At 29.9% G+C, this 22,163-nt stretch carries 17 protein-coding genes; 5 read left to right on the forward strand and 12 right to left on the reverse strand.

Annotated features, from left to right (window positions below):
• Positions 1-64 precede the first annotated feature (64 nt).
• A complete protein-coding gene (locus Q0958_RS16855; RefSeq protein ID WP_299125200.1) occupies positions 65-2,518 on the reverse strand; it encodes a BamA/TamA family outer membrane protein in 2,454 nt (817 codons plus the stop codon).
• Between the two features lie 72 nt (positions 2,519-2,590).
• Between Q0958_RS16855 and Q0958_RS16860 the strand changes: the two genes are divergently transcribed.
• Positions 2,591-3,328 carry an RNA methyltransferase gene (locus tag Q0958_RS16860; protein ID WP_299125202.1) on the forward strand — a complete coding sequence of 246 codons (738 nt, stop codon included), beginning with the start codon at positions 2,591-2,593 and terminating at the stop codon, positions 3,326-3,328.
• On the opposite strand, the gene Q0958_RS16865 is transcribed toward Q0958_RS16860, so the two are convergent.
• From Q0958_RS16865 to Q0958_RS16875, 3 genes are read right to left on the reverse strand one after another with little or no spacing between them, the layout of a single operon-like run.
• Complete coding sequence (locus Q0958_RS16865) at positions 3,325-3,939, reverse strand: deoxynucleoside kinase (RefSeq protein WP_150900022.1); 615 nt, start codon at positions 3,937-3,939, stop codon at positions 3,325-3,327. The two genes, Q0958_RS16860 and Q0958_RS16865, sit on opposite strands and share 4 nt — an antisense overlap.
• Positions 3,940-3,994: 55 nt before the next feature.
• Positions 3,995-4,675, reverse strand: coding sequence for a response regulator transcription factor (locus Q0958_RS16870; protein ID WP_299125206.1), 681 nt, complete (start codon positions 4,673-4,675; stop codon positions 3,995-3,997).
• A complete protein-coding gene (locus Q0958_RS16875; RefSeq protein WP_299125208.1) occupies positions 4,668-6,263 on the reverse strand; it encodes a HAMP domain-containing sensor histidine kinase in 1,596 nt (531 codons plus the stop codon). Before Q0958_RS16875 ends, Q0958_RS16870 begins: the two co-directional genes overlap by 8 nt.
• Before the next feature lie 122 nt (positions 6,264-6,385).
• Here Q0958_RS16875 and Q0958_RS16880 point away from each other — a divergent pair, with 122 nt between their 5' ends.
• The 3 genes from Q0958_RS16880 (at position 6,386) to Q0958_RS16890 (ending at position 10,954) form a co-directional block, all read left to right on the forward strand.
• Entirely contained in the window at positions 6,386-7,219 is an 834-nt protein-coding gene (locus Q0958_RS16880) for a GLPGLI family protein (protein ID WP_299125210.1), read from the forward strand.
• A 99-nt stretch (positions 7,220-7,318) separates the two neighbouring features.
• Positions 7,319-8,173 carry a GLPGLI family protein gene (locus Q0958_RS16885; RefSeq protein WP_299125212.1) on the forward strand — a complete coding sequence of 285 codons (855 nt, stop codon included), beginning with the start codon at positions 7,319-7,321 and terminating at the stop codon, positions 8,171-8,173.
• Positions 8,174-8,200: 27 nt separating this feature from the next.
• A complete protein-coding gene (locus Q0958_RS16890) occupies positions 8,201-10,954 on the forward strand; it encodes a TonB-dependent receptor (protein ID WP_299125214.1) in 2,754 nt (917 codons plus the stop codon).
• A gap of 70 nt (positions 10,955-11,024) precedes the next feature.
• Here the strand turns inward: Q0958_RS16890 and Q0958_RS16895 are convergent, their stop codons facing one another.
• A complete protein-coding gene (locus Q0958_RS16895) occupies positions 11,025-15,050 on the reverse strand; it encodes a reprolysin-like metallopeptidase (RefSeq protein WP_299125216.1) in 4,026 nt (1,341 codons plus the stop codon).
• A gap of 84 nt (positions 15,051-15,134) precedes the next feature.
• On the opposite strand from Q0958_RS16895, the gene lipB reads away from it, so the two are divergent.
• The gene (lipB, locus tag Q0958_RS16900) at positions 15,135-15,839 is read left to right on the forward strand and encodes a lipoyl(octanoyl) transferase LipB (protein ID WP_299125218.1); all 705 of its coding nucleotides are present in this window, start codon (positions 15,135-15,137) and stop codon (positions 15,837-15,839) included.
• Between the two features lie 53 nt (positions 15,840-15,892).
• On the opposite strand, the gene Q0958_RS16905 is transcribed toward lipB, so the two are convergent.
• From Q0958_RS16905 to Q0958_RS16935, 7 genes are all read right to left on the reverse strand, one after another.
• A complete protein-coding gene (locus Q0958_RS16905; protein ID WP_299125220.1) occupies positions 15,893-16,537 on the reverse strand; it encodes a YceI family protein in 645 nt (214 codons plus the stop codon).
• A 75-nt stretch (positions 16,538-16,612) separates the two neighbouring features.
• On the reverse strand, positions 16,613-17,065 hold the full coding sequence (gene dtd / locus Q0958_RS16910) for a D-aminoacyl-tRNA deacylase (RefSeq protein ID WP_299125223.1): 453 nt from the start codon (positions 17,063-17,065) through the stop codon (positions 16,613-16,615).
• A 32-nt stretch (positions 17,066-17,097) separates the two neighbouring features.
• Entirely contained in the window at positions 17,098-18,039 is a 942-nt protein-coding gene (rsgA, locus tag Q0958_RS16915; protein ID WP_272151669.1) for a ribosome small subunit-dependent GTPase A, read from the reverse strand.
• 74 nt (positions 18,040-18,113) lie between these two features.
• Complete coding sequence (locus tag Q0958_RS16920; protein ID WP_150900033.1) at positions 18,114-19,196, reverse strand: bifunctional 3-deoxy-7-phosphoheptulonate synthase/chorismate mutase type II; 1,083 nt, start codon at positions 19,194-19,196, stop codon at positions 18,114-18,116.
• 20 nt (positions 19,197-19,216) lie between these two features.
• The gene (locus tag Q0958_RS16925) at positions 19,217-20,065 is read right to left on the reverse strand and encodes a prephenate dehydrogenase (protein ID WP_299125230.1); all 849 of its coding nucleotides are present in this window, start codon (positions 20,063-20,065) and stop codon (positions 19,217-19,219) included.
• A 2-nt stretch (positions 20,066-20,067) separates the two neighbouring features.
• Positions 20,068-21,210, reverse strand: a complete 1,143-nt coding sequence (locus tag Q0958_RS16930) for an aminotransferase class I/II-fold pyridoxal phosphate-dependent enzyme (protein ID WP_299125232.1) — start codon at positions 21,208-21,210, stop codon at positions 20,068-20,070.
• Positions 21,207-22,034 (reverse strand): prephenate dehydratase, encoded by an 828-nt coding sequence (locus Q0958_RS16935; RefSeq protein ID WP_299125234.1) that lies wholly within the window; start codon positions 22,032-22,034, stop codon positions 21,207-21,209. Before Q0958_RS16935 ends, Q0958_RS16930 begins: the two co-directional genes overlap by 4 nt.
• Positions 22,035-22,163: the final 129 nt, after the last annotated feature.

Here is a 22,163-nt window from a genome sequence, read left to right on the forward strand (position 1 = left end):
AAAATAAGAAAATTAAAACTTATCTGAATTAAAAATAACGATAACGTTATAGCTAAATATGAAGTTAAAAAGGATAGTTTATACCAATGTTTAATACAGAACTTGAAAAGTTCATGTTTCTAAACCATCTATTTCCAGTTAAATAAGGTTCATGAACTTTGAAACCTAAATCTAATCGAGCAATTAAGAATTTAAAATCATATCTCATTCCAAAACCAGTCCCTACTGCCATATCTCCTAATGATTTTATATTTTTAAATTTTGCATCATCATCTATGAATTCAGATTTAGTAATATCCCAAATGTTACCAGCGTCTACAAATAAAGCCCCTTTTAATGATCCTAGTACATCAAAACGATATTCAAAACTTGTAAGAAACTTTAAGCTACCTATATTATATTCTAAACCTGTTGATCGAGTTCCAGGCCCTAAATTATAAGTTCTCCAAGCTCTAATGTCGTTAGATCCTCCAGCAAAATAACTTCTAGAAAAAGGAATATTTGATTTATCATAAGTTACTATGGCTCCTAAAAAGGTTCTATGTGCTAATACTGTATTATTTCCTAAGTCCCAGTACTTTTTATATTCTAAATCAGCTTTAAAATATTGGGCTATTGGAATCTTAAATACAGTAGTTTTTCCATTGTCATTTTTTTGTTTTGACAAAAGCCCCATTACATTTCCTGAGTTAGCAATTCGAACTTTAAAAAATGAAAAGCTTTGGTCCTTTACATTTTCTTGATTATTGTAAGTAAAGCTATATGCAATTTCTGGAATTAAGAAGTCAGAAGTAATAATTCGATATCGATCAATTATATTTAAAATAACACCTAAATCATCAGGGTTGTTTTGAAAATAAGTTGTGTTACTAGCTATTTGTGCTGCATAATTACCTATCTGATTAAAATTTCCAGGAGTATTATCAGGAACAGGTAAACCTGGATTTGAAACTTGCCCTATGGCTATTAATTTTAAATACTCTGAAGAATATACATTAAAATAATTACTAACATTTAAGTTTCTTATATATTGAGCATTCAATAATTCTAGTTGAATTGATTTACGCTTTGTGTAGTTCCACTTATAATCAATTCCTACCGTAATATTTTGTCTATCTAAACCAATGTTTTTTTGAATTCCCACTCCAGTAAAAAACTTAGTTCTAGGGAACATCCTTTTTGGTACAAATTTATGTAAACCAAAAGGAGCCATTAAACGTGGTACTTCTAAAGAAATATCACCTCCAACTTCCCAACCAGGACCATTATTAGAATTAAAATAGGAACCAAAAGTTGAAAATTTAAAAATTTCTGCACCTTTAAATGTATTTCTATTAGTTAAAGAGAATTTTAATGAAATATCAAAATTTCGAATATTTGATCTTGAAAGCTCTGTGTCAAATCCTAAAGTATATTTTTCTATAGGTGTTAAAAAAATGGAAGCTTCTAATTCATCATCGTTAAGTTCATTATATCGAATAGAAGTCGATTTGAAATTTCTCAAGCCTTTTAAATGCCTACGTGTTATGTCTCTTAATGAATCACTATAAACCGAATTAGGTTTAATAAATATTGATTGTGATAAATATTTAGGATTATATTTTAGCTTGTCATTAGCATAAAAGTTAATGCCTTCGTAAGATGTAGAATCTTGATGTGGTAGATTTCTTTTATTATAAGTATAGTCTGTATAGATATTAACCTTTTTTATCTTTTGAATTTTAAAAGGAATAACTCTGTCAGAAATATTAACATCAACATTTGTTTTTTTATAATTTTTTAGAGTGTCGATGTCAAATAAAATGTAATTTTCATTAAAGTGATAAATACCTTTATTTCTAAACAATTTTACTAATCGGTCTGCTTCTTTTATAAAATTATCAACATCGTATTGTTCATCAGTTTTTAAAAAACTATTCTCTTTTGATTCTTTATATAAAAAATCAAGAACAGGAGATGAGATTTTGGTTTTAATAGAATCTAAAAAAGATGGTTTACCTCTTAAAACATTATAGGTAATAGCCCCTTTTTTTCTTCCTATTGTATCTTTTTTTGAAGTTACCTTTGACCTAAAATACCCTTTTGTTTGAAAATATGCGTTTAAGTTAGCTACAGTTCTTCTGGTTTTTCTATCGTTAATAATAATAGGTGCTTGTCCACTTTTTAAAAACCAATTATTAAAACCGATAAAAGTCCTAGCGACTGCAATACTTTGTTTTTCAGAAAAATTCTTTTTGAAAAAGTTATATGTATTTGGGTTGTTTTTGGCCCACTCACTTGGTGTTTTAGAACCATCAGGGTTTCCTAAGTTGTAAAAATATAGAGAAAGAGGCATTCCTAAAGCTTTAGCGTTAGGCTTTTGCATTAATAATTCAGAAATATTATTACTGGAGTTTTTTGAGCTGTCTATGTAAACAGTATTTTTAGCTAATAACAATTCATTTTCCTTAACGTACTTTATGGTACTACAAGAATAGAATAAGACTACTAATAAAAAGAAGAAAGAAAGTTTTTTCATTAACTTTACGCCTCGTATTTTTTTATCAAAAATACTATTTTTTAGTGGTTTAAAAGTGTTAAAAAAGATTTAATGAGTTTATCTAATAACAACCTGAAATTAATAACTAGTTTACAGCAAAAAAAGTATAGACAACGACATAAATTATTCGTAGCTGAAGGAATAAAGGTTGTAAATGAATTGTTGAATTCGTCTTTAGAGGTATATCAAGTGTTTACTACTGATAATTCTTTGGAATTTATAGACGCAGTTGATTCTATTCTGATATCAGAAAACGAATTAAAAAAGATAAGTACTTTAAAGAAACCCAACAAAGTTCTAGCTTTATTTAAAATTCCAGAAGATAAACTTATAAGTGATGAGAGTAGTTTTATATTAGCTCTAGATAATGTAAATGATCCAGGGAATTTAGGAACTATTATTCGTTTGTGTGATTGGTTTGGAATTACAGAGTTAGTTTGTTCAAAAAGTACAGTTGATTGTTATAATCAAAAAGTAGTACAGTCTACCATGGGGTCATTAACTAGGGTTAATATTTCCTATGTAGATTTGGCTAGTTTTTTATCTAAAGCTAGCTTACCTGTTTACACAGCAGATATGGATGGTAATAATGTTTATACATCAGAATTATCCCAAAAAGCTATACTGGTAATGGGTAATGAGGCTAACGGAATTTCAAAAGAAATTTCTGAAATAGTAAAGCATAAATTAACCATCCCACGATTTGGGAAAATTCAGCAAACTGAAAGTTTGAATGTTGCTACTGCAACAGCTATTTTATTAAGTGAATTTAAAAGAGCGCAGGTTTAAAATAAACCATTTATTTGCGCATCTATTCTATCAATGATATATCCTAAATCTTCTTGATTAGCAACGAAGTCTAAATTGTCAACATCAATAATTAATAATTTTCCTTTGTTGTATTTACTAATCCAAGCTTCATAACGTTCATTTAATCTGCTTAAGTAATCAATGCTAATAGAGTTTTCGTAATCTCTTCCTCTTTTGTGTATTTGTCCTACTAAAGTAGAAATATCAGCACGTAAGTATATTAATAAATCAGGAGGTGTAACTAAATTCTCCATTAATTCAAATAAAGAACTGTAATTGCTAAAATCTCTATTTGTCATAAGTCCCATAGCATGCAGGTTAGGTGCAAAAATATGAGCATCTTCATAGATAGTTCTGTCTTGAATAATTTTCTTTCCAGATTTTCTTAATTCTAAAACTTGGCGGAATCGACTGTTTAAAAAATAAACTTGTAGGTTAAAAGACCAACGCTCCATTTCTCCATAAAAATCATCTAAATATGGATTTTCGTCTACAGACTCGAAATGAGGCTCCCAATTAAAATGTTTTGCTAATAATTTGGTTAACGTGGTTTTACCTGCGCCAATATTTCCGGCAATTGCTACATGCATAGTTTTCGAATTTCAAGGTGGTAAAATTACATAAAAAAAGGGATTTCAAAAGTTTTTAACACATCAATTTATAACCATAACCACGAATGTTTATAATTTGAATAGATTCGTCTTTTTTTAATTTTTTACGCAACTTAGAAATAAACACATCCATACTTCTTGCGTTGAAAAAGTCATCATTTCCCCAAAGTTTATTTAAAATAAACCCACGGTCTAAAACTTCGTTTTTCTTTTGAGATAAGTGATAAAGTAGTTCCGATTCTTTATGTGTTAATAGTTCTGAATGGTTTTGAAGTGTAAGAGTTTGCTTAGTGTAATTAAAAATAAAATTTCCAATATTAATTTTTGAACTATCTTTTTTTAAGTTAACTCTATTTAATAAAGCATGAACTCTAACAATTAATTCTTCCATTGAAAAAGGCTTTTTCAAATAATCATTACCACCATGTTGAAATCCTTCTAATACATCTTTGGTTTGCGATTTTGCTGTTAAAAAAATAATAGGAACAGAATTGTTTTCTTCTCTTATTTCTTTAGCTAGTGTAAAGCCATCCTTTTTAGGCATCATAACGTCTAATACCAAAACTTCAGGTTTTTCTTTTTGATATAGGGTATATGCTTTTTCTCCATCTTCAGCATGAAAAACTTCAAAATCTCTTGTTTCTAAGCTTTCTTTTATGATTTGACCCAAACTAGGTTCATCTTCTGCTAATAATAATTTTATTTTTTTAGTCATTTGGTAAAGAAATTTTAAAAACAGTTTGTTTAAAGTTGGTAGTTAATGATATAATTCCGTTGTGTTTTTCAATAATTTTTTTTGTATAGTATAAACCAATTCCAAATCCTTTAACATCGTGAGTATTTCCTTTAGGAACTCTATAAAACTTTTCAAATATTTTGTCTTGTTGGTTTTTATCAATACCTACACCATTATCGGCTACAGAAATTTCTAGATTATTTAGAAGAGAGTTTATATTAATTTCAATTTTGTTACCACCATATTTAATTGCATTATCTATTAAGTTTGAAACAGCATTTTCAAAGTGGAATGGGTCTATTTCTTTTTCTAAGCTAGAAACATTGCTTGAAAAATGTATGCTCTTTTCAGGAGCAATTAATTGATGTTTTTTTGTAAGCTTTTCAATTAAATCAATAATATTAACAGGCTCTTTTTTTAATAATAATTTCTCACTATCTAAAGTAGCAGTTTCTAAAAGTTTTTCAACCATTTGGTGTAGCTTTTTTAACTGTATAGATGATATGGATAAGTATTTTTTCGTTTTTTCTTTATCATCAATAATATTGAAGTTGTTTATGGCTTCAATAGCTGTTGAAACTGTTGTAATTGGAGTTTTAAATTCGTGAGTAATATTGCTAATTAAATCATTTTTAATTTCTGCGAGTTCTTTTTGCTGATTGATGATTTTTAGCAAATAAATTAAACTAGAAATAACAGCTAATGATAAAAGAAAAGATAATAATATACCTGTAAAACTTCTTTTTAATGCTTCATATGTAGGATTGCTATAATATAAATTAATGTCTTCATGAGACTTTAAAAAAGTAGATTTTGCATTAACTTTTAATGGATATTTAATATTGTCAGTTTTACTGGTATAAAAAAGAGAATCGTTTTTAAAATGTTTAAAATAAAAATCTGTTTGAATTTTTTTATTGCTTAATTCTTGAGCCATTATAGAATCAAGTTTTTTGTAATCAATAGTGTCGTTTTGTATAGCTATAAAAATACTTTGTATTCCTTTTATTAGTTTTAGACTATCTACAGTTTTTTTTCCTAGAAATAATTGAACTTTTTCTCTATTATTATAGGACTTTACTGTTTCCTTATCTTTTTTAGATTGAATAGAAATATCAAAATTTAAAGAGTCATTTTTCTTTGGTGTACCTATGTTTTCTTTTCCTATAAAAGATTTTATAAAAGCTGAATCCATTTTAGTAAAATCTTCTTTTCCATCATTTATTTCAATTGTAGTAATTTCAAAAGACGGTTTTTTTTTCTCTGGGAATTTTTTTACACTTTTTTTGATTCCTGATCTTCTAAAGATACTTTTCCAAGCAGCATCTTTTTCTTTTCTATTAAAAGGTGTTGGATGTTGTGGTTCAACAATTGCAAAATGACTTTGCTTAGAAAAATCAACATAATATGCTTCGATAGAATTGTCTAAACTAATTTGAATTTCGTTTAAAACACGTTGTCTATTCTGTTCGTAATTTTTATAATTCCAATAAAACTGAACTATCAAGGTAGTTAGTATTGTAATTATAATTAAATATAAAATCCAATGTTTTTTTGGGTTCTTCATGCTTCAAAGATAAGTGGTTAAATCCAATAAAAACAATCGCTTAACACTAGTTAACACTCATTAACTCAAAAGGAGTATTTAAGTGTTCATATTTGTGAAATTAAAAATATAAAAACAAAAAAATGATACGATTTACTTTATTATTACTATTAATTTCAGTCTCAGTTTTGGGACAAAATTTTCAAGGAAAAGCTACTTATAAAACATTTAGAAAAGTTGATGTAAAATTAGAGGAAGCACATGGAGTGAACTCTAAGTTGCAAAAGCAATTACAAGAACAACTTAAAAAACAGTTTCAAAAAACATATACTTTAAATTTCAATAAATCAGAATCTGTATATACGCAGAATAAAGAATTATCAGCTCCTCAGGCAATTGGAGGTAATTCTATTAGTGTTATATCTATTGGTGGAGGTGGAGGTAGCGATATTTTATATAAAAATATTGCAGATAAAAGGTACGTAAATAAAACTGAAATAAGTGGAAAACGATTTCTTATTAAAGATAAATTAGAAGATTATGGTTGGGAAATGACAAGTGAAACTAAAAATATAGGAAATTATACTTGTTATAAAGCAGTAAGAAAACGTGAAGAAACGAGAACCTCTTTTACAATGACTGATGGTAAACGTGAAGAGAAAAAAGATAAAATTACTGTTACAACTGTGGCTTGGTACACACCTCAAATACCTTTGAGCAATGGTCCAGAACAGTTTTGGGGATTACCAGGTTTAATTTTAGAAATTCAAGATGGTAAACTAACAATTGTTTGTACTGAGATTGTAATGAATTCGTCTGATAAAATAGTAATAAAAGAGCCTACAAAAGGAAAGAAAGTGACACAAGAAAAGTTTGATAAAATTATGGATGAGCACTCTAAAGATATGATGGAGCGTTTTAAAAATAAAAGAAAAAGTAAAGACGGTAATTCTTTTAGTATTGAGATTCAAGGATAATTTAATTGTTAAAATAAAAAGCTCATTAAACCTTTTGCCTTTTAGCTAGTCTAACTTTAGTTGACTAAAGTTTTATTAATCAGTTTAAAAGCCCAAGCCATGAAGTGTTTTTTATCATATCTATTTTTATTCATTTCAATTTCAGGATTTTCTCAAACAAATTTTCAAGGGAAAGCAATATATAAATCTAAAACTACTATAGATTCTAATTTTGGAGGTAGACAAATGTCTGAGGAACGAAAGAAGCAGATTTTACAAAGAATGAAAAGTATGTTGGAAAAAGCATATGTTCTGAATTTTACTAAAAATGAATCTGTTTATAAAGAAGAAGAAAAATTAGCAACTCCAGGTACAGGAAGAGGTTTTCGTTTTGGAGGTATGATGAGCGGAGGTGAAACATATAAGAACTTAAAAGAACATAAAGTTTTAGAATCTAAAGAATCTTTTGGTAAAAAGTTTTTAATAAATAGTTCTTCTGAGAAACTAGATTGGGAATTGGGTAGTGAAACAAAACAAATAGGGAACTATACATGTTTTAAAGCTACCATGACCAAGAAAGCAGATGGTTTAGATTGGCGTAATATGCGAAGAAGACCTAAAAATAAAAAGAGTGATACTACAAAAACAAAAAAAATAACTGATGAGATTGAAATGCCTAAAGAAATTAAAGTTACGGCTTGGTATACACCTCAAATACCAGTAAGTAATGGTCCAGGAAACTATGGTGGTTTACCAGGTTTGATTTTAGAAATAAATGAAGGAAGAACTACCATTCTTTGTACTGAGATAGTAATGAATTCATCAGAAAAAGCAGAAATTAAAGAACCGAAGAAAGGAAAAAAAGTATCTAAGAAAGAATATGCCGAGATTATGAAAAAGAAGATGGAAGAAATGAGAGAAATGTTTAGAAATAGACGTAGTGGTCGTGGAGGAGGAAGAGGTCGAGGTTTTTAACTAAATAGAATTAACAAATTATATATAATGAAGAAAATATTATCTATAGCCATTTTCATGGCTACATGGGGATTATATGCCCAAATTACTCTGAAAGGAGTAGTGAAAGACAGTATAGGAAGTCCACTAGAAATGGCCAATGTAATTGCTATTAATAAAGGGACTAAGAAGTTAGATTCGTATGGTTTTACTGATGCAAATGGAAATTATAAACTGAATTTAAAGAAGAATTCTTCTTATAGCATTAAGGTTAGTTATATAGGAATGAAAACCTCAGATGTTTTAGTAGAAACAAAAGAAGAGAACGTAGTTAAAGACATTAATTTAAAAGGAGATGATACGCTAGATGAAGTAAACATTACTTATAAAATGCCCGTTACTGTTAAAGGCGATACCATAGTGTATGATGCTGATAGTTTTAAAAGTGGTACTGAAAAGAAGTTGGGAGATGTTCTTGAAAAATTACCAGGTGTAGAAGTAAATGATGATGGAGAAATAGAGGTAGAAGGAAAAACAGTAAAAAAGGTAATGGTAGAAGGGAAAGATTTTTTCGACGGAGACTCTAAAATAGCAACTAAAAATATTCCAGCAAATGCTGTAGATAAAGTTGAAGTATTAAAGAATCATAGTGAAGTTGGACAAATGAGTAGGGTTACCGATAATGAGGATAACGTTGTAATTAATATAAAACTAAAAGAAGGAAAAAAGAATTTTTGGTTTGGAGAAGTAACAGCAGGTATGGGAGTTGGGATGAATGATAGTAGATATATAGCACATCCTAAGCTTTTTTACTATAGTCCTAAATATAGTATCAATATTATTACTGATGTGAATAATATAGGTGAAGTCCCTTTTACTATGAGAGATTATTTTAAGTTCACTGGAGGATTCAGATCTTTAGGAGACTCTGGTAATGGAACTAATTTTGATGTTGGTTCAAACGATATTTCGTTCTTAACTTTAAGAAATAATAGAGCTAAAGAAATTGAATCAAGATTTGGAGCATTGAATTTTAGTTATTCACCTAAAAAAACATGGGATATAAGTGGATTTGCTATTTATTCAGGAAATGATACTGAAATGCAAGAAACTACTTCAAGAGAATACATAAATAGAGGAGTAGATGTAAATAATTTACCAGCTGGAGCACCTCCAATTATTGATACAGAAAACACTCGGGATTTAACAAATCAAAAAAGTGATTTAGGATTATTTAAATTAAGTTCTAGCTATAAACCTAATACAAACAATCAATTAGATTATGATGTTTTTGCAAAAGTATCAAGTCAAAGTCAAAGTCAATCAACGATATCTTCAAGGACATATTTGAATGCTAGTGATGAGGTTGTGCCAATTAATCAGTTTTCAAATCAAAGTCCTTTTTCAATCAACCAGAACTTAAATTATTATTATACATTAAATGATAAAAATATTTTTGCTTTTGAAGCTCAGCATTTATGGCAAGATGAAGACCCGTTTTACAATGCAGAATTAGAACAACTTTCATTTGCTAACTTAATAGGGTTAAATATAACAGCTAATCCATTTAATATTAGTCAAAACAAAAGGGTAAAGACAAACAAGTTTGATGCAAATTTAGACTATTACTATGTAATAAATTCTAAAAGTAATTTGAATATTACTTTAGGAACTACATTGAGTACTCAGCAATTTAACTCAGATATTTTTGAGATTTTAGGAGGGAATAAAACACAAGTAACAAATCCAGTTTCAATTAATGATGTTGATTTTACTTTTAACGATTTATATGCTGGTCTTCATTATAAATTTATAACAGGTATATTTACTTTTACACAAGGGTTTAATGTACATAATTATGTGTCTAAAAACACGCAGTTAGGTTCGCAAACCAAAAATTCATTCACCAAAATTTTACCTGATGCATCTATAAAAATTAGTTTAAAGAAATCAGAAACTTTACGATTGAGATATAGTATGGAAACTAGTTTTACTGATGTAAATCAGTTGGCAGAAGGATATGTTTTTAATAATTATAATAGTCTGTATAAAGGAAATCGAGAGTTAGAAAATGCTTTGTATCACAATATAAACTTAAACTATTTTAGTTTTAACATGTTTAATTATACAAATGTTTTTGGGTCTATAAATTATAGTAAACGTAAAGATGTTATTAAAGGAAACACTGAGTTTTTAGGAGTAAACCAAATAAGGACTTCGATAAATTCTGCTTTACCAGATGAAACTATTTCAGCAAGAGCTAATTTTCAAAAGAGCTATAGAAAGTTTAAATTGAGTTTAGGCGGAGATGTTTCGTATGCTAAATCGAATAGTTTAATTACTAACCGTCAAACGAATTTAGTAGAGAATAGATTAGCTAAAACTTTTTCTCAATCGTATAGAACTAAGTTTAGTACAAATTTTAGAGAAGCACCAAATTTTGATATTGGATACAATGTATCTATTAATAAATCTGATATTCAAGGTGTAAAAAACACTTTTACAACGCATAGCCCGTATTTAAATTTTGATGCTTACTTTTTAAAAGAGTTTATATTCACTTCAAGATATACTTACAACAATGTTGTAAACAATGGAACTAGTATTGATAGTTATGGTTTTTTAAGAGCAGACTTAACATATCAGAAAAAAGATAGTAAATGGGAATATAAAGTTGGAGTTACTAATTTATTAAACTCAAAAGGGTTAAACCAAAATAGTAGTAATGACATTTTTGTAACAAATTCGACCTATGTAATTCAGCCAAGAATTGGAGTTTTAAGTGTAAAATATAACTTATAATATTTGGTGTATTTGAATAAAAAAAGCGAGCTGTTTAGCTCGCTTTTCTTTACAATATTATGTTTGTATTTTATTTGAATACAACTTTTTTAGTTTTAGTTTTTCCGTCATTTTCAATTTGAAGTAAGTAAATTCCTGAACTCATAGTTTTAAATTCTACTTCTTTATTAAAAGAACTAGAAATTGTAGAGAAACTTTGAGTTTCAAGTAATTGACCTCTTAAGTCGAATAATCTTACTACGGTTAAATCTTTAGACTTCACTTTGAAACTTACCGTTAATTTTCCTTCGGCAGGAACAGGGAATAATTTTAAGTCGGTAAATAAGCTTTTTGAAGTAGCAAAACTTTCTTCTATGTTAATGGTGTAATCTTCTACTTCGCCATTAAAATTCAACTCACAAGAACCAGGAGCAGTTGCTAGCTTAGTAGAAACTCTTAGAGTTGTTGCTCCTAAAATAGCATCTTCAGGAACTACAATTGAACTTGAATTCGAACTTAAATCAAAGCCTTCTCCAGCCTCAAAAGAACAGTTTTGGTTCCAGTCAATCCATCCATAGGTTTTCACGTCATCATTACCGTCTGTGTTAATAGCAACAGTTAAGTTATAACTTTCTCCTCTAACAACTCCTGTTGAGGTTGATTTAAAGTCAGAGTAACCTGTGGTTTTTGTTGAGGTATTATCAATTTCTCCCAATTTAACATTAGTAATACTAATTTGAGATTTTGTATTTCCTGATGATTTACATAGGTTATCATTAACATTTAATAAAATATTGATGGATTTAGTAACCGAGGCAGATGTACCCGTTACTGTCATATTATAATCACCTAAAGCAGCATTATTTAAGTTAGATAATGTTAAGTTAATATTTCCATTAGCACTTAATGATGCAGGATTAAAAGAACTAGTTACATTAGTAGGGATTCCAGTAACTGAGAATGTTACATTTTCATTAAAACCATATAAAGTTTTAAAATCAATGGCAAAAGTTTGTTCATTAACAGATTTATTACAAATAGATGTATCTCCTGTTGTATTAGTTAAAGCAAAACTTGGTAACGGTTTTTCTTCAACAATAATAGTATAATCTTCTGTTTCACCCCATTCAGATTTATGGTCTGAATCACATGGTCCATCACCAAATCCTTTTGAAGGGTCTGCGTATTCTACAATAACTCTCATTCTAGTACTACCTAATGCAGCTCCCTCTGGAATAGTAATGTCATGAGTTGCGGTAGATATATCATCAGTTTTTGTACCTAAATCATATCGTTCTGTAGTTTTATTAAATTGAAAATCTTGGTTCCAATCAATAAATACATAGCAGTGGTCTTGATAACCAGCAGTATTGAAAGTTACACTTATTTTATGAGTTAAAGATCTTTTTACAGTAGTTGATTTCGCAGTAAAATCTTCATATCCATCAACTGTATCATTATTAGAAGTATTATTAATGGTATTGAATGTAACATTGGTGATGTGATCACTTCCACCAGATTCATCAGTAAATGTAGAAGAACAATATGATGGAGCTTCAGTAGTAAATTCTGAAATGCTTGAATTTGAACCTTCACCACAATCATTTTTAGGTTTTACATACCAGTAATACTTTGTAGATGGGCTAAGTGCAGATGAATGCTTATATGAATTTGTAGTAGCTGTTGCATTTATAATTATATTGGCAAAACTTGCATCGGTTGCTACTACAATATTGTAGTTTGTAGCATTTAAGTCTGCTCCCCATTCAAATTTAGGTAGTAAACTAACATTTGTAGCTGAGTTAGTAGGTGAAGTAGGAACAATATTAGCAAAACTAGTACCTATGACTTTTAGTAAAGCATCTGTAGTTTGAGTAACAGTATTAGAAGTTCCTTTGGCAACTATAGTGTAATCTTGTTGGTTACTTCCGTTTAAGTTGCTAATTGTCATTTTTACATCACCATCTACATTAATAGTAGCAGGGGTAAAGGTAGCTGTAGCTCCATTAGGTAAACCAGTTGCAGATAAAGTTACAGTCTCAGAAAAACCATTAACAAAATCTAAATTTAAAGTATAATCAATAGAAGCAGTACTATTGTTGCAAATAGTTTGCTTACTTGTCTTATTTGTAAACAAGAAAGTAGGAACTGTAGAGTTTATTGTAAAATCAGTAGAGTTTACATTGTAAAAAATATTGTCCGCAGCTTCAACCATTATACGGGCTTTAGTTGTAGGGTGATTAGGAATCAAAATTGTTTCCGTACCATCATTATCAATATTTTCTTTTAATAGAATAGGGAAGGTTAGTCCTCCATCAGTAGAAAGTCTTATGTTAACTTTGCTACAGCTAATTGGAGCTTCGTTTGTAGTTCCTTTATTCCAAGTTATAGTATGGTTGTCACCAGTATTCCAAGTTACGGATGAGTTTGGCGCTGTAACTGTAAAAGCTTCAGCTTCAGTAACAGTTATTTTTACGTCATCTCTTGCTGTATTTCCCCCACCTACATGATTGTCTCTTACGGTAAAAGAAAAATTCATTGTTCTAGCAACAGAAGGAAGCACTTCCCATTTAGTTGATGTATTACCAGCCACCACGGTTGATAATTTAGGCATATATCTATTAGGAGAAGTATTAGAAGGTAAAGATCTAAAAGCGGGGCCTTGTTTAGTTATAGAAACTAAAGGAACTGGTGCAGACTCTGTGTCTATTTGTTCCCAGTTATAAGTTAAACTAGCGGTTCCTTGAGCATCAGTAGCTGTACCTCTTAATACAAAAGGAGTAGATTTTGGAATAGTATAATCGCTACCAGCATTTGCAGTAGGAGCCGTGTTACCAGTATCTGTTTTTGTACCACAACTAGCAACTGATTGAATATGATTCCACATTTCATTGATGCTTATTGCGTGAAAATAATCATCACTTCTATTCTGAACGTTTTCAGGAGAACAGATACCTGCATATGCCATAATAGTCGAACCACTTCCTGGTTCTACAGAAGTAGGACCTATATTTCCACCACAATTACCTGCAGTTCCATTAAAGGTATGATTAGCACCGAATTGATGTCCTAATTCGTGAGCAACATAATCAATGTCATAAGGGTCAGAAATAGGTTGACTACTACCCGTAATACCTCTTCCTTTTTGTGCAGGAATACATACTACTCCAAGTCCAGCTAAACCACCACCACCTGTACTAAAAGTATGACCTATATCGTAGTTAGCATTACCAATTATAGCGTCGCATTTTTGTTGACTCTCATTTATTAAGCTAGTGGCACTGTCATTAGTTAAGCCGTCAGTTTCAGCATCTAAAAAAATTAGTTTATCATTATCACTAACAATAACCATTCTAACGCCTAAATCTCGCTCATAAACACCATTTACACGTGACATGGTTGTGTTCATTGCAGATAAAACAGCTGCTTTCTTAGTAGCATCTGTAGCTGATGCTGGGACATTTTGATTATTTAAATGAAATTGTGAATATTCACCTGTACATGCTATCGCAATTTTATAGGTTCTTAATTTACCATCATTAGCATTTTTGTTTTGATATGATGGAGTAGCTATTTTGCTAGTAGTTTCTTGTATTTGACATGAAAATTCATTCTCATTAGCATGTAAATGCTCTCTTTTGTATATAATGTATTGTTTTTTGTCTTTAGTATAAGGGTCTATATATAAAGTACTTTCGTTTCCATAAAAAACAATAGCATGAAAACCATCATTCCCCAAACTAATTTTTGCTATTGCATTAGGGTTGTCCAGTCCCTTTGCAGAATACGATTTAATCATTGGGAATTTAGCAGCTAATTCAGGTGCTAATGAAGAGGTTTCGTGAATAGAAAATTTTTGTAATTCACCTTTTGAATTTGGTAATTGGATAATTTTTTTACTGCCTTTAGATTTTGCACCAGAAACGTAGCTTGTAAAACCATCTAAATCTAATGTTCTTAAAGAGTATTTTTCGGGGGTACTTTTTCTGTTAAGAATTTTTTCTTTTTTAACAGAAGTCGTCTTCGATTCTACTCTACTCCAATAGCTTTGAGAATATAAGCTGCTTATGGAAAGAGAGAGAATTAATAATAGTGAAAGGGTGTTTTTTTTAATCATAATTTGTCTAGTCGATTAATATAAAATATAACAACTTAAAGCTATTTTTCCCTACCTTTGAAGCATGTTATATACCTCAAATTTATGAATAAAAAAATAATCCTCAATCAGTTAGGGGAAAAAGATTACAAGGATACATGGGATTATCAAACTCATTTGTTAGATGAAATAGTATCTTTAAAGAGGAAAAACAGAGAAAGTTTAAAGAAAAAAGAGACACCAAACTATTTTTTATTTGTGGAGCACCCTCATGTTTATACATTAGGTAAATCGGGTGATATAAGTAACTTATTGTTATCAGAAAGTCAATTAAAAGAAAAAGAAGCTACATTTTATAAAATTAATAGAGGAGGTGATATTACTTATCATGGCCCAGGTCAAATTGTAGGTTATCCAATTTTAGATTTAGAAAACTTTTTTACAGATATACATAAATATTTACGATTGTTAGAGGAAACAATCATTTTAACAATTGCTGAATATGGTATAAAAGGAACTCGTAGTGAAGGAGAAACAGGAGTGTGGCTTGATGTAGGAACTCCTTTTGCAAGAAAAATTTGTGCTATGGGCATACGTGCAAGTAGATGGGTTACTATGCATGGTTTTGCGCTAAATGTGAATGCTAATTTAGGATATTTTGATAATATTATTCCATGTGGAATTCGAGGAAAGGCTGTTACATCAATGGAAGTTGAATTAGGAAGAAAAGTAGCAGAAGAAGAGGTAACTGAAAAAATATTAAAACATTTTAAAGTTTTATTTGAAGTAGAAAACTTTATTAAAGTGTAAATAAAAAGGGTTGACATTGTTGTCAACCCTTTTTATTTTATTGAGTATTAAAACTATTTTTTAGCTTTAATATCAAAAGAAATTTCCATTAAGTCGTTAATGAATTTATCTTTTAAAGCAGCATCAATTTTCTTAGACTTGTAAGTAACTCCAAAGTCAGTTCTATCAATACTAAAAACATCACTTTTAAAAGTAGCAACTCCATCAGCCTCAGTTACAGTAGCAGGAATAGTAATGCTTTTTGTAACATCTTTTAAAGTTAAGTTTCCAGTTACGTGTAATTTACCTTCTTTCATTTCAGAGCTAGTTACAGCAAACTTAGCAGTTGGGAATTTTGCAACATCAAAAAAGTCTCCAGCTTTTAAGTGATCTTCTAAATCTTCTTTTCCTTTACCAGCTTCTAAATCTTGACAAACAATAGAATTCATGTTAATAACGAATTCTCCTGATGTAAGAACTCCGTTTTCAATATCTAATAATCCTTTTTCTAAGCTAACAACTCCGTTATGAGATCCAGTTGGCTTGCTTCCTTTCCAGGTTACTGCTGATTCTGTAACGTTAGCTTTGTAAGAATTTATTACGTTTTCTACTTTTTTTACTTCTTTAACCTCTTCGTTAGCAGTTACTTTATTTTTTTCTGTTTTACAAGAAACAGCTCCGATTGCAACAAATGCAATTGCTAAAATTGTTTTTTTCATTTTTAGGATTTTAATATTTGATTGTAATAATTATTTAGAACAAATGTAAATAAAAAATAATACTTTCCATGGGATTTATTCTTTATTTTTCGAGTCAATAATAATAGTTACTGGTCCATCGTTTAATAATTCTACCTTCATGTCGGCGCCAAATTGACCAGTTTGTACTTTTTTATTTAAATCATTTTCAATTTGTTGTACAAACTGTTCGTAAATAGGAATAGCTATATCTGGTTTTGCAGCTTTGATATAACTTGGTCGATTTCCTTTTTTAGTAGATGCTTGTAGTGTAAATTGACTTACAACAATAGCTTCACCAGCTATGTCTATTAACGATTTATTCATCACCTCGTTTTCGTCATTGAAAATACGAAGGTTTACAATTTTTTTAGACAACCATTCTATGTCCTCTTTAGTGTCGCTTTCAACTATTCCAACAAGAATTAATAATCCTTTTTGAATATTAGCAACTTTTTCTTTGTTAATTGTAACGCTAGCTTTTGAAACTCTTTGAATTACAGCTTTCATGTTTTTAAATTACTGGGATATGTAGCTTGGGGTTATTCCCAAATATCAGTTCGGTAATGCTCTTCTTCACCTTCTATAATTTGCATATAACTTTTATAACGAGACCAAGAAATTTTATCTTCTTCTAAAGCATCTTTTACAGCGCATTTAGGTTCGTTTATATGTATACAATTATTGAATTTACAGTCTTGTTTTAAAGCAAAAAACTCAGGAAAATAATCACCTAACTCATCTTTTTCCATATCTACAACACCGAAACCTTTGATTCCTGGAGTATCTATAATTCTGGCATCAAAACTTAAATCAAACATTTCGGCAAAAGTAGTTGTATGCTTTCCTTGTTTATATTGTTCTGATATTTCTTTAGTTTTTAAATCTAAACCAGGTTCAATAGCATTTACCAAAGTTGTTTTACCAACTCCCGAATGTCCTGCAAACATAGATACTTTTCCAGTCATTTGGTTTTTAATAGTATCTACATTTATGTCTTTAGTAGCAGAAACTTCGATACATTGATATCCTATTTTTTCATAAATATCTTTTAAGTATAAAACTTCAGCACGTTGCTCTAGTTCATAAGAATCAATTTTATTAAAAACTAAAATTGTTTTTATAGAATAAGCTTCTGTAGTTACTAAAAAACGGTCAATAAAAGTAGTAAAAGTGGGAGGGTTGTTTATTGTAATAAGTAAAAATACTTGGTCAATATTAGCTGCAATAACATGTGTTTGTTTAGATAGGTTTACCGATTTTCTTACAATATAATTATCTCTTTCATGTATATTGCTAATAACTCCTGTTTCTTCGTTATTTTTTGTTTCTAAGTCAAAATCAACCTTATCACCAACAGCAATAGGATTGGTGCTTTTTATTCCTTTAATACGGAATTTTCCTTTAATACGGCATTTATATAAAATCTGATTAGACTTCACCCAATACCAACTTCCTGTAGATTTATATACCGTTCCTGTCATACAGCAAAGTAACTAATAAATATGAATTAATCATAAAAAAAAGATTCTCGTTTTTACGAGAACCTTTTTTATTATTATCCTTTGATAATCTTTTCTTGATGATTAATAGATTCTTGGTGAATTGCTTTAAACATTCTTAAAACAAATTCTTCACTTAAACCTCGTTCTTCACCCTCTAGTATCATTTTACCTAAAATTTCATTCCAACGTCTTGATTGAAGCACAGCAACATTTTTCTCTTTTTTCAAAAGACCAATTTTGTCTGCTACTTTCATTCTTTTACCCATCAATTCTATTAATTGATCATCAACAACATTAATTTGAGCACGTAAACTTTCTAAAGATTCTCTATAACTAGAATCAGTTTCTGTTTCTTTTCTAATTTTTAAATCTTCCATCATTTGAATTAATGTTGCAGGTGTTACTTGTTGAGCAGCATCACTCCATGCGTTATCTGGATCGATGTGAGTTTCAATCATTAATCCATCAAAATTAAGATCTAAAGCTGTTTGTGATACATCAAAAACCATGTCTCTTTTTCCTGTAATATGAGAAGGGTCACATATTAAAGGTAAGTCAGGGAACCTGTTTTGGAATTCAATAGCTAATTGCCATTCTGGAATATTTCTATATTTCGATTTTTCATAAGTTGAAAAACCTCTATGAATTGCTCCAAGATTTTTAATACCTGCTGTATATAACCTTTCAATACCTCCTAACCATAAAGCTAAATCTGGATTTACTGGGTTTTTTACCAACACTATTTTATCGGTTCCTTGTAAAGCGTCTGCAATTTCTTGCATAATAAAAGGTGATACGGTAGAACGAGCTCCAATCCATAATAAATCAATATCATGTTCTAAAGCTAACTTTACGTGTGCCGCATTTGCAACTTCTGTACAGGTTTTCATTCCCGTTTCTGCTTTTACTTTTTGCAGCCATTTTAAGCCTAATGCACCAACTCCTTCAAAATTTCCTGGGCGAGTTCTTGGTTTCCAAATTCCGGCACGGAAATAGTTTACATCAGAATCTTTTAATTCGTGTGCTATTTTCAAAACCTGCTCCTCGGTTTCTGCACTACAAGGCCCTGCTATTACTAGTGGATGCGTAAGCTTCATATCATCCAACCATGTTTTTAATTCTTTTGTATTTTCCATTTTTCTATTGTTTTGGCTTCTTATTTTATGCCGTTTAAAATTTGCTTTATGTGATTTGTACTTTCCATTTCGTTATAAATTTCAGTAAAATCGTTTTGTTTCATCAGCTCTTTAAATTGCTGAAGGTTGTTTATGTATTCGTCTAATGTTTCAATAACATTAGTTTTATTTTGTTCAAAAATTGGTGCCCACATTGCAGGTGAACTTTTGGCTAAACGAACTGTCGATGCAAATCCGCTTCCAGCCATATCAAAAATATCACGTTCGTTTTTTTCTTTTTCGATTACAGTTTTTCCTAACATGAAAGAACTTATGTGCGATAAATGCGACATATAAGCAATGTGTTTATCATGCGATTTAGGGTCCATATAACGTATGCGCATTCCTAATTTTGAAAAAATTTCCAATGCTTTTTCTTGTAGCTTAAAAGCTGTTTTTTCTACTTCACAAATAATATTAGTTTTCTTTTCAAATAAACCGTTATGTGCAGCGGTTGGTCCAGAAAATTCTGTTCCAGCTATAGGGTGTGTAGCTAAATAATTTCTCCTTTTTGGATGTTCTTTTAAAGCAAGACAAATATCTTCTTTTGTAGAACCCACATCTAATACTAATGTATTGTCGTTAACAGCATCTAATACTTTCGGAATTACATGTAATTGAACATCTACAGGGATAGAAACAATTACAATATCTGCATTTTCAATATCATTAAATGTAGCTTTTTTGTCTACTACCCCTATTTCAATTGCTTTTTCTAAATGTTGTTCGTTGTTGTCTATTCCATATATAGTAGCTTCTGGATAATGTTTTTTTATATCCAATACCATACTTCCTCCAATTAATCCAATACCTATTACAAATACATTCATTTTTAAAATCGATTCAGTGCGTTGTTAATTATTTCTTTTGAAACACATAATGAAAAGCGAATGTATCCTTCTCCTTGACTTCCAAAAACTGTTCCTGGTGTGATAAAAATATCTTTATCGTATAAAATCATATCTGTTACTTCTTCAGATGTTTTTCCTTCAGGGGTCTTTGCCCAAACAAATAACCCAGTTGAGTTTTTATTATATGTACAGTTTAATTTATCTGCTATTTTAAAAATCAATTCTCTTCTTTCTTCGTACTCTTTATTCTGATTTTTAAACCAATCATCTGATAGTTGAAGTGCTTCAACTGCTCCTTTTTGAATTCCGTAAAACATACCAGAATCCATATTGCTTTTTACCTTTAAAATTTGTTCTATATAGTTAGCATTACCTAAAACCATTCCAACTCTCCAACCTGCCATATTGAATGTTTTACTTAACGAGTTTAATTCTAAAGCTATGTCTTTTGCTCCATTAACTTGTAAAATACTCAATGGATTATTGTTTAAAATAAAACTATAAGGATTGTCATTGACAATTAAGATTTCATGCTTTTTTCCAAAAGCAACTAACTTTTCAAACGTTTCTTTTAAAGCATTTGTTCCAGTTGGCATATGTGGATAATTAACCCACATTATTTTTACATTAGTTAAATCTAATTTTTCTAGTGCATCAATATTTGGTTGCCAATTATTATTTTCTTCTAATTGGTAAAAAATTGGTTCCGCTCCAACTAACTTTGTTACTGATGTGTAAGTTGGGTATCCTGGATTAGGAATTAATACTTGATCTCCTTCATTTAAAAAAGACATAGAAATATGCATAATTCCTTCTTTGCTTCCCATTAAAGGTAAGATTTCATTAGCAGCGTTTAAGTTTACCTTAAATTTTTGCTTGTAGAACTCTGAGATAGCAGCTCTTAACTCTGGCAAACCTTGATAGCTCTGGTATTTATGCGCTGAAGCGTCATTAAAACTTTGTTGAATTGCATTTATAACTTTTGATGGTGGTTGCAAGTCAGGGCTACCAATTCCCATGTTAATTATTGGTTTACCTGACGCAGCCAATTCTCTTACCTCTCTCAATTTTTTAGAGAAGTAGTATTCCTGTACAGTATTTAGTCTTTTTGCTGCTTTAATCATTTTCTTCCATTTTTATATGCCCCTAAAACTTTGAATTCTGAAGCCATAATTTTTATAATAGCAATTGCTTTTTCGTAGTCTTTATAGTCGTCAAAAGTAACGTCAACAAAAAATGAATATTTCCAAGGTGTTTCTATTACTGGTAAAGATTGTATTTTAGTTAGGTTCATTTTACAATCACTTAATACATTTAAAATAGCAGCTAAACTTCCTCTTTTATGATCTAGTTGAAACTTTAAAGAAGCTTTGTTGATTTGATCTATTCCATTGTTTGGTTTTTCTGTTTGAATAATGACAAAACGAGTTGAATTGGCCTTCATCGTTTGAATTTCATCTTCTATAACTTCTAAGCCAAAAATATCAGCAGCTAATTTGGGTGCGATTGCAGCTACACCTTCTAATTTGTTTTTTGAAATTCTTTTAGCAACTTCAGCAGTATCAACATCTTCAACTAATTTTATATGTGGGTGTTTTTTGAAAAACTCCTTACATTGTAATAGAGCCATTGGGTGTGAACATACTTCTTTAATGTCTTCAATTTTTTGCCCTGGTAGCGCCATTAGATGATGATGAATATTTAAATATTCTTCTCCAGAAATATGAAGATTGTTAGCATCAATTAATGCATAGTTTGGAATTATTGAACCTGCAATTGTATTTTCAATTGCCATAATTCCTTTGTCAGAGGTTTTATCTAACAAGCTATTTACTAATGTATCAAATGATAAGCACTCTTGTAAGTTTACGTCATCTCCGTAAAAATCACGAGCTACTTTATGATGATTTGAACCTTCTGCTCCTTGTATGGCTATTTTTTTCTTCATTTTAAACATAAAAAAAAGCCTCGAAATTCGAGACTTTATAGGATATTATTTTGTGTTAACAATATGGTACAAAGCCTCAACTCTTATTGAAAAAATAAAAGTAAAAATAGAAACCTTGCCAAATGTTTT

It is taken from the genome of uncultured Tenacibaculum sp. (assembly GCF_947499065.1).
In the GTDB taxonomy this organism is placed as follows: Bacteria; Bacteroidota; Bacteroidia; order Flavobacteriales; family Flavobacteriaceae; genus Polaribacter.

Excerpts from the sequence above, each read along its gene's own strand:
- Q0958_RS16885 (WP_299125212.1), top strand. The coding sequence starts at position 7,319 with ATGAAGTGTTTTTTATCATATCTATTTTTATTCATTTCAATTTCAGGA.
- Q0958_RS16865 (WP_150900022.1), bottom strand. The coding sequence starts at position 3,939 with ATGCATGTAGCAATTGCCGGAAATATTGGCGCAGGTAAAACCACGTTA.
- Q0958_RS16880 (WP_299125210.1), top strand. The coding sequence starts at position 6,386 with ATGATACGATTTACTTTATTATTACTATTAATTTCAGTCTCAGTTTTG.
- Q0958_RS16890 (WP_299125214.1), top strand. The coding sequence starts at position 8,201 with ATGAAGAAAATATTATCTATAGCCATTTTCATGGCTACATGGGGATTA.
- Q0958_RS16925 (WP_299125230.1), bottom strand. The coding sequence starts at position 20,065 with ATGAATGTATTTGTAATAGGTATTGGATTAATTGGAGGAAGTATGGTA.
- dtd (WP_299125223.1), bottom strand. The coding sequence starts at position 17,065 with ATGAAAGCTGTAATTCAAAGAGTTTCAAAAGCTAGCGTTACAATTAAC.
- Q0958_RS16905 (WP_299125220.1), bottom strand. The coding sequence starts at position 16,537 with ATGAAAAAAACAATTTTAGCAATTGCATTTGTTGCAATCGGAGCTGTT.
- Q0958_RS16935 (WP_299125234.1), bottom strand. The coding sequence starts at position 22,034 with ATGAAGAAAAAAATAGCCATACAAGGAGCAGAAGGTTCAAATCATCAT.
- Q0958_RS16860 (WP_299125202.1), top strand. The coding sequence starts at position 2,591 with ATGAGTTTATCTAATAACAACCTGAAATTAATAACTAGTTTACAGCAA.
- Q0958_RS16870 (WP_299125206.1), bottom strand. The coding sequence starts at position 4,675 with ATGACTAAAAAAATAAAATTATTATTAGCAGAAGATGAACCTAGTTTG.
- Q0958_RS16855 (WP_299125200.1), bottom strand. The coding sequence starts at position 2,518 with ATGAAAAAACTTTCTTTCTTCTTTTTATTAGTAGTCTTATTCTATTCT.
- Q0958_RS16895 (WP_299125216.1), bottom strand. The coding sequence starts at position 15,050 with ATGATTAAAAAAAACACCCTTTCACTATTATTAATTCTCTCTCTTTCC.
- Q0958_RS16920 (WP_150900033.1), bottom strand. The coding sequence starts at position 19,196 with ATGGAAAATACAAAAGAATTAAAAACATGGTTGGATGATATGAAGCTT.
- Q0958_RS16930 (WP_299125232.1), bottom strand. The coding sequence starts at position 21,210 with ATGATTAAAGCAGCAAAAAGACTAAATACTGTACAGGAATACTACTTC.
- lipB (WP_299125218.1), top strand. The coding sequence starts at position 15,135 with ATGAATAAAAAAATAATCCTCAATCAGTTAGGGGAAAAAGATTACAAG.
- rsgA (WP_272151669.1), bottom strand. The coding sequence starts at position 18,039 with ATGACAGGAACGGTATATAAATCTACAGGAAGTTGGTATTGGGTGAAG.
- Q0958_RS16875 (WP_299125208.1), bottom strand. The coding sequence starts at position 6,263 with ATGAAGAACCCAAAAAAACATTGGATTTTATATTTAATTATAATTACA.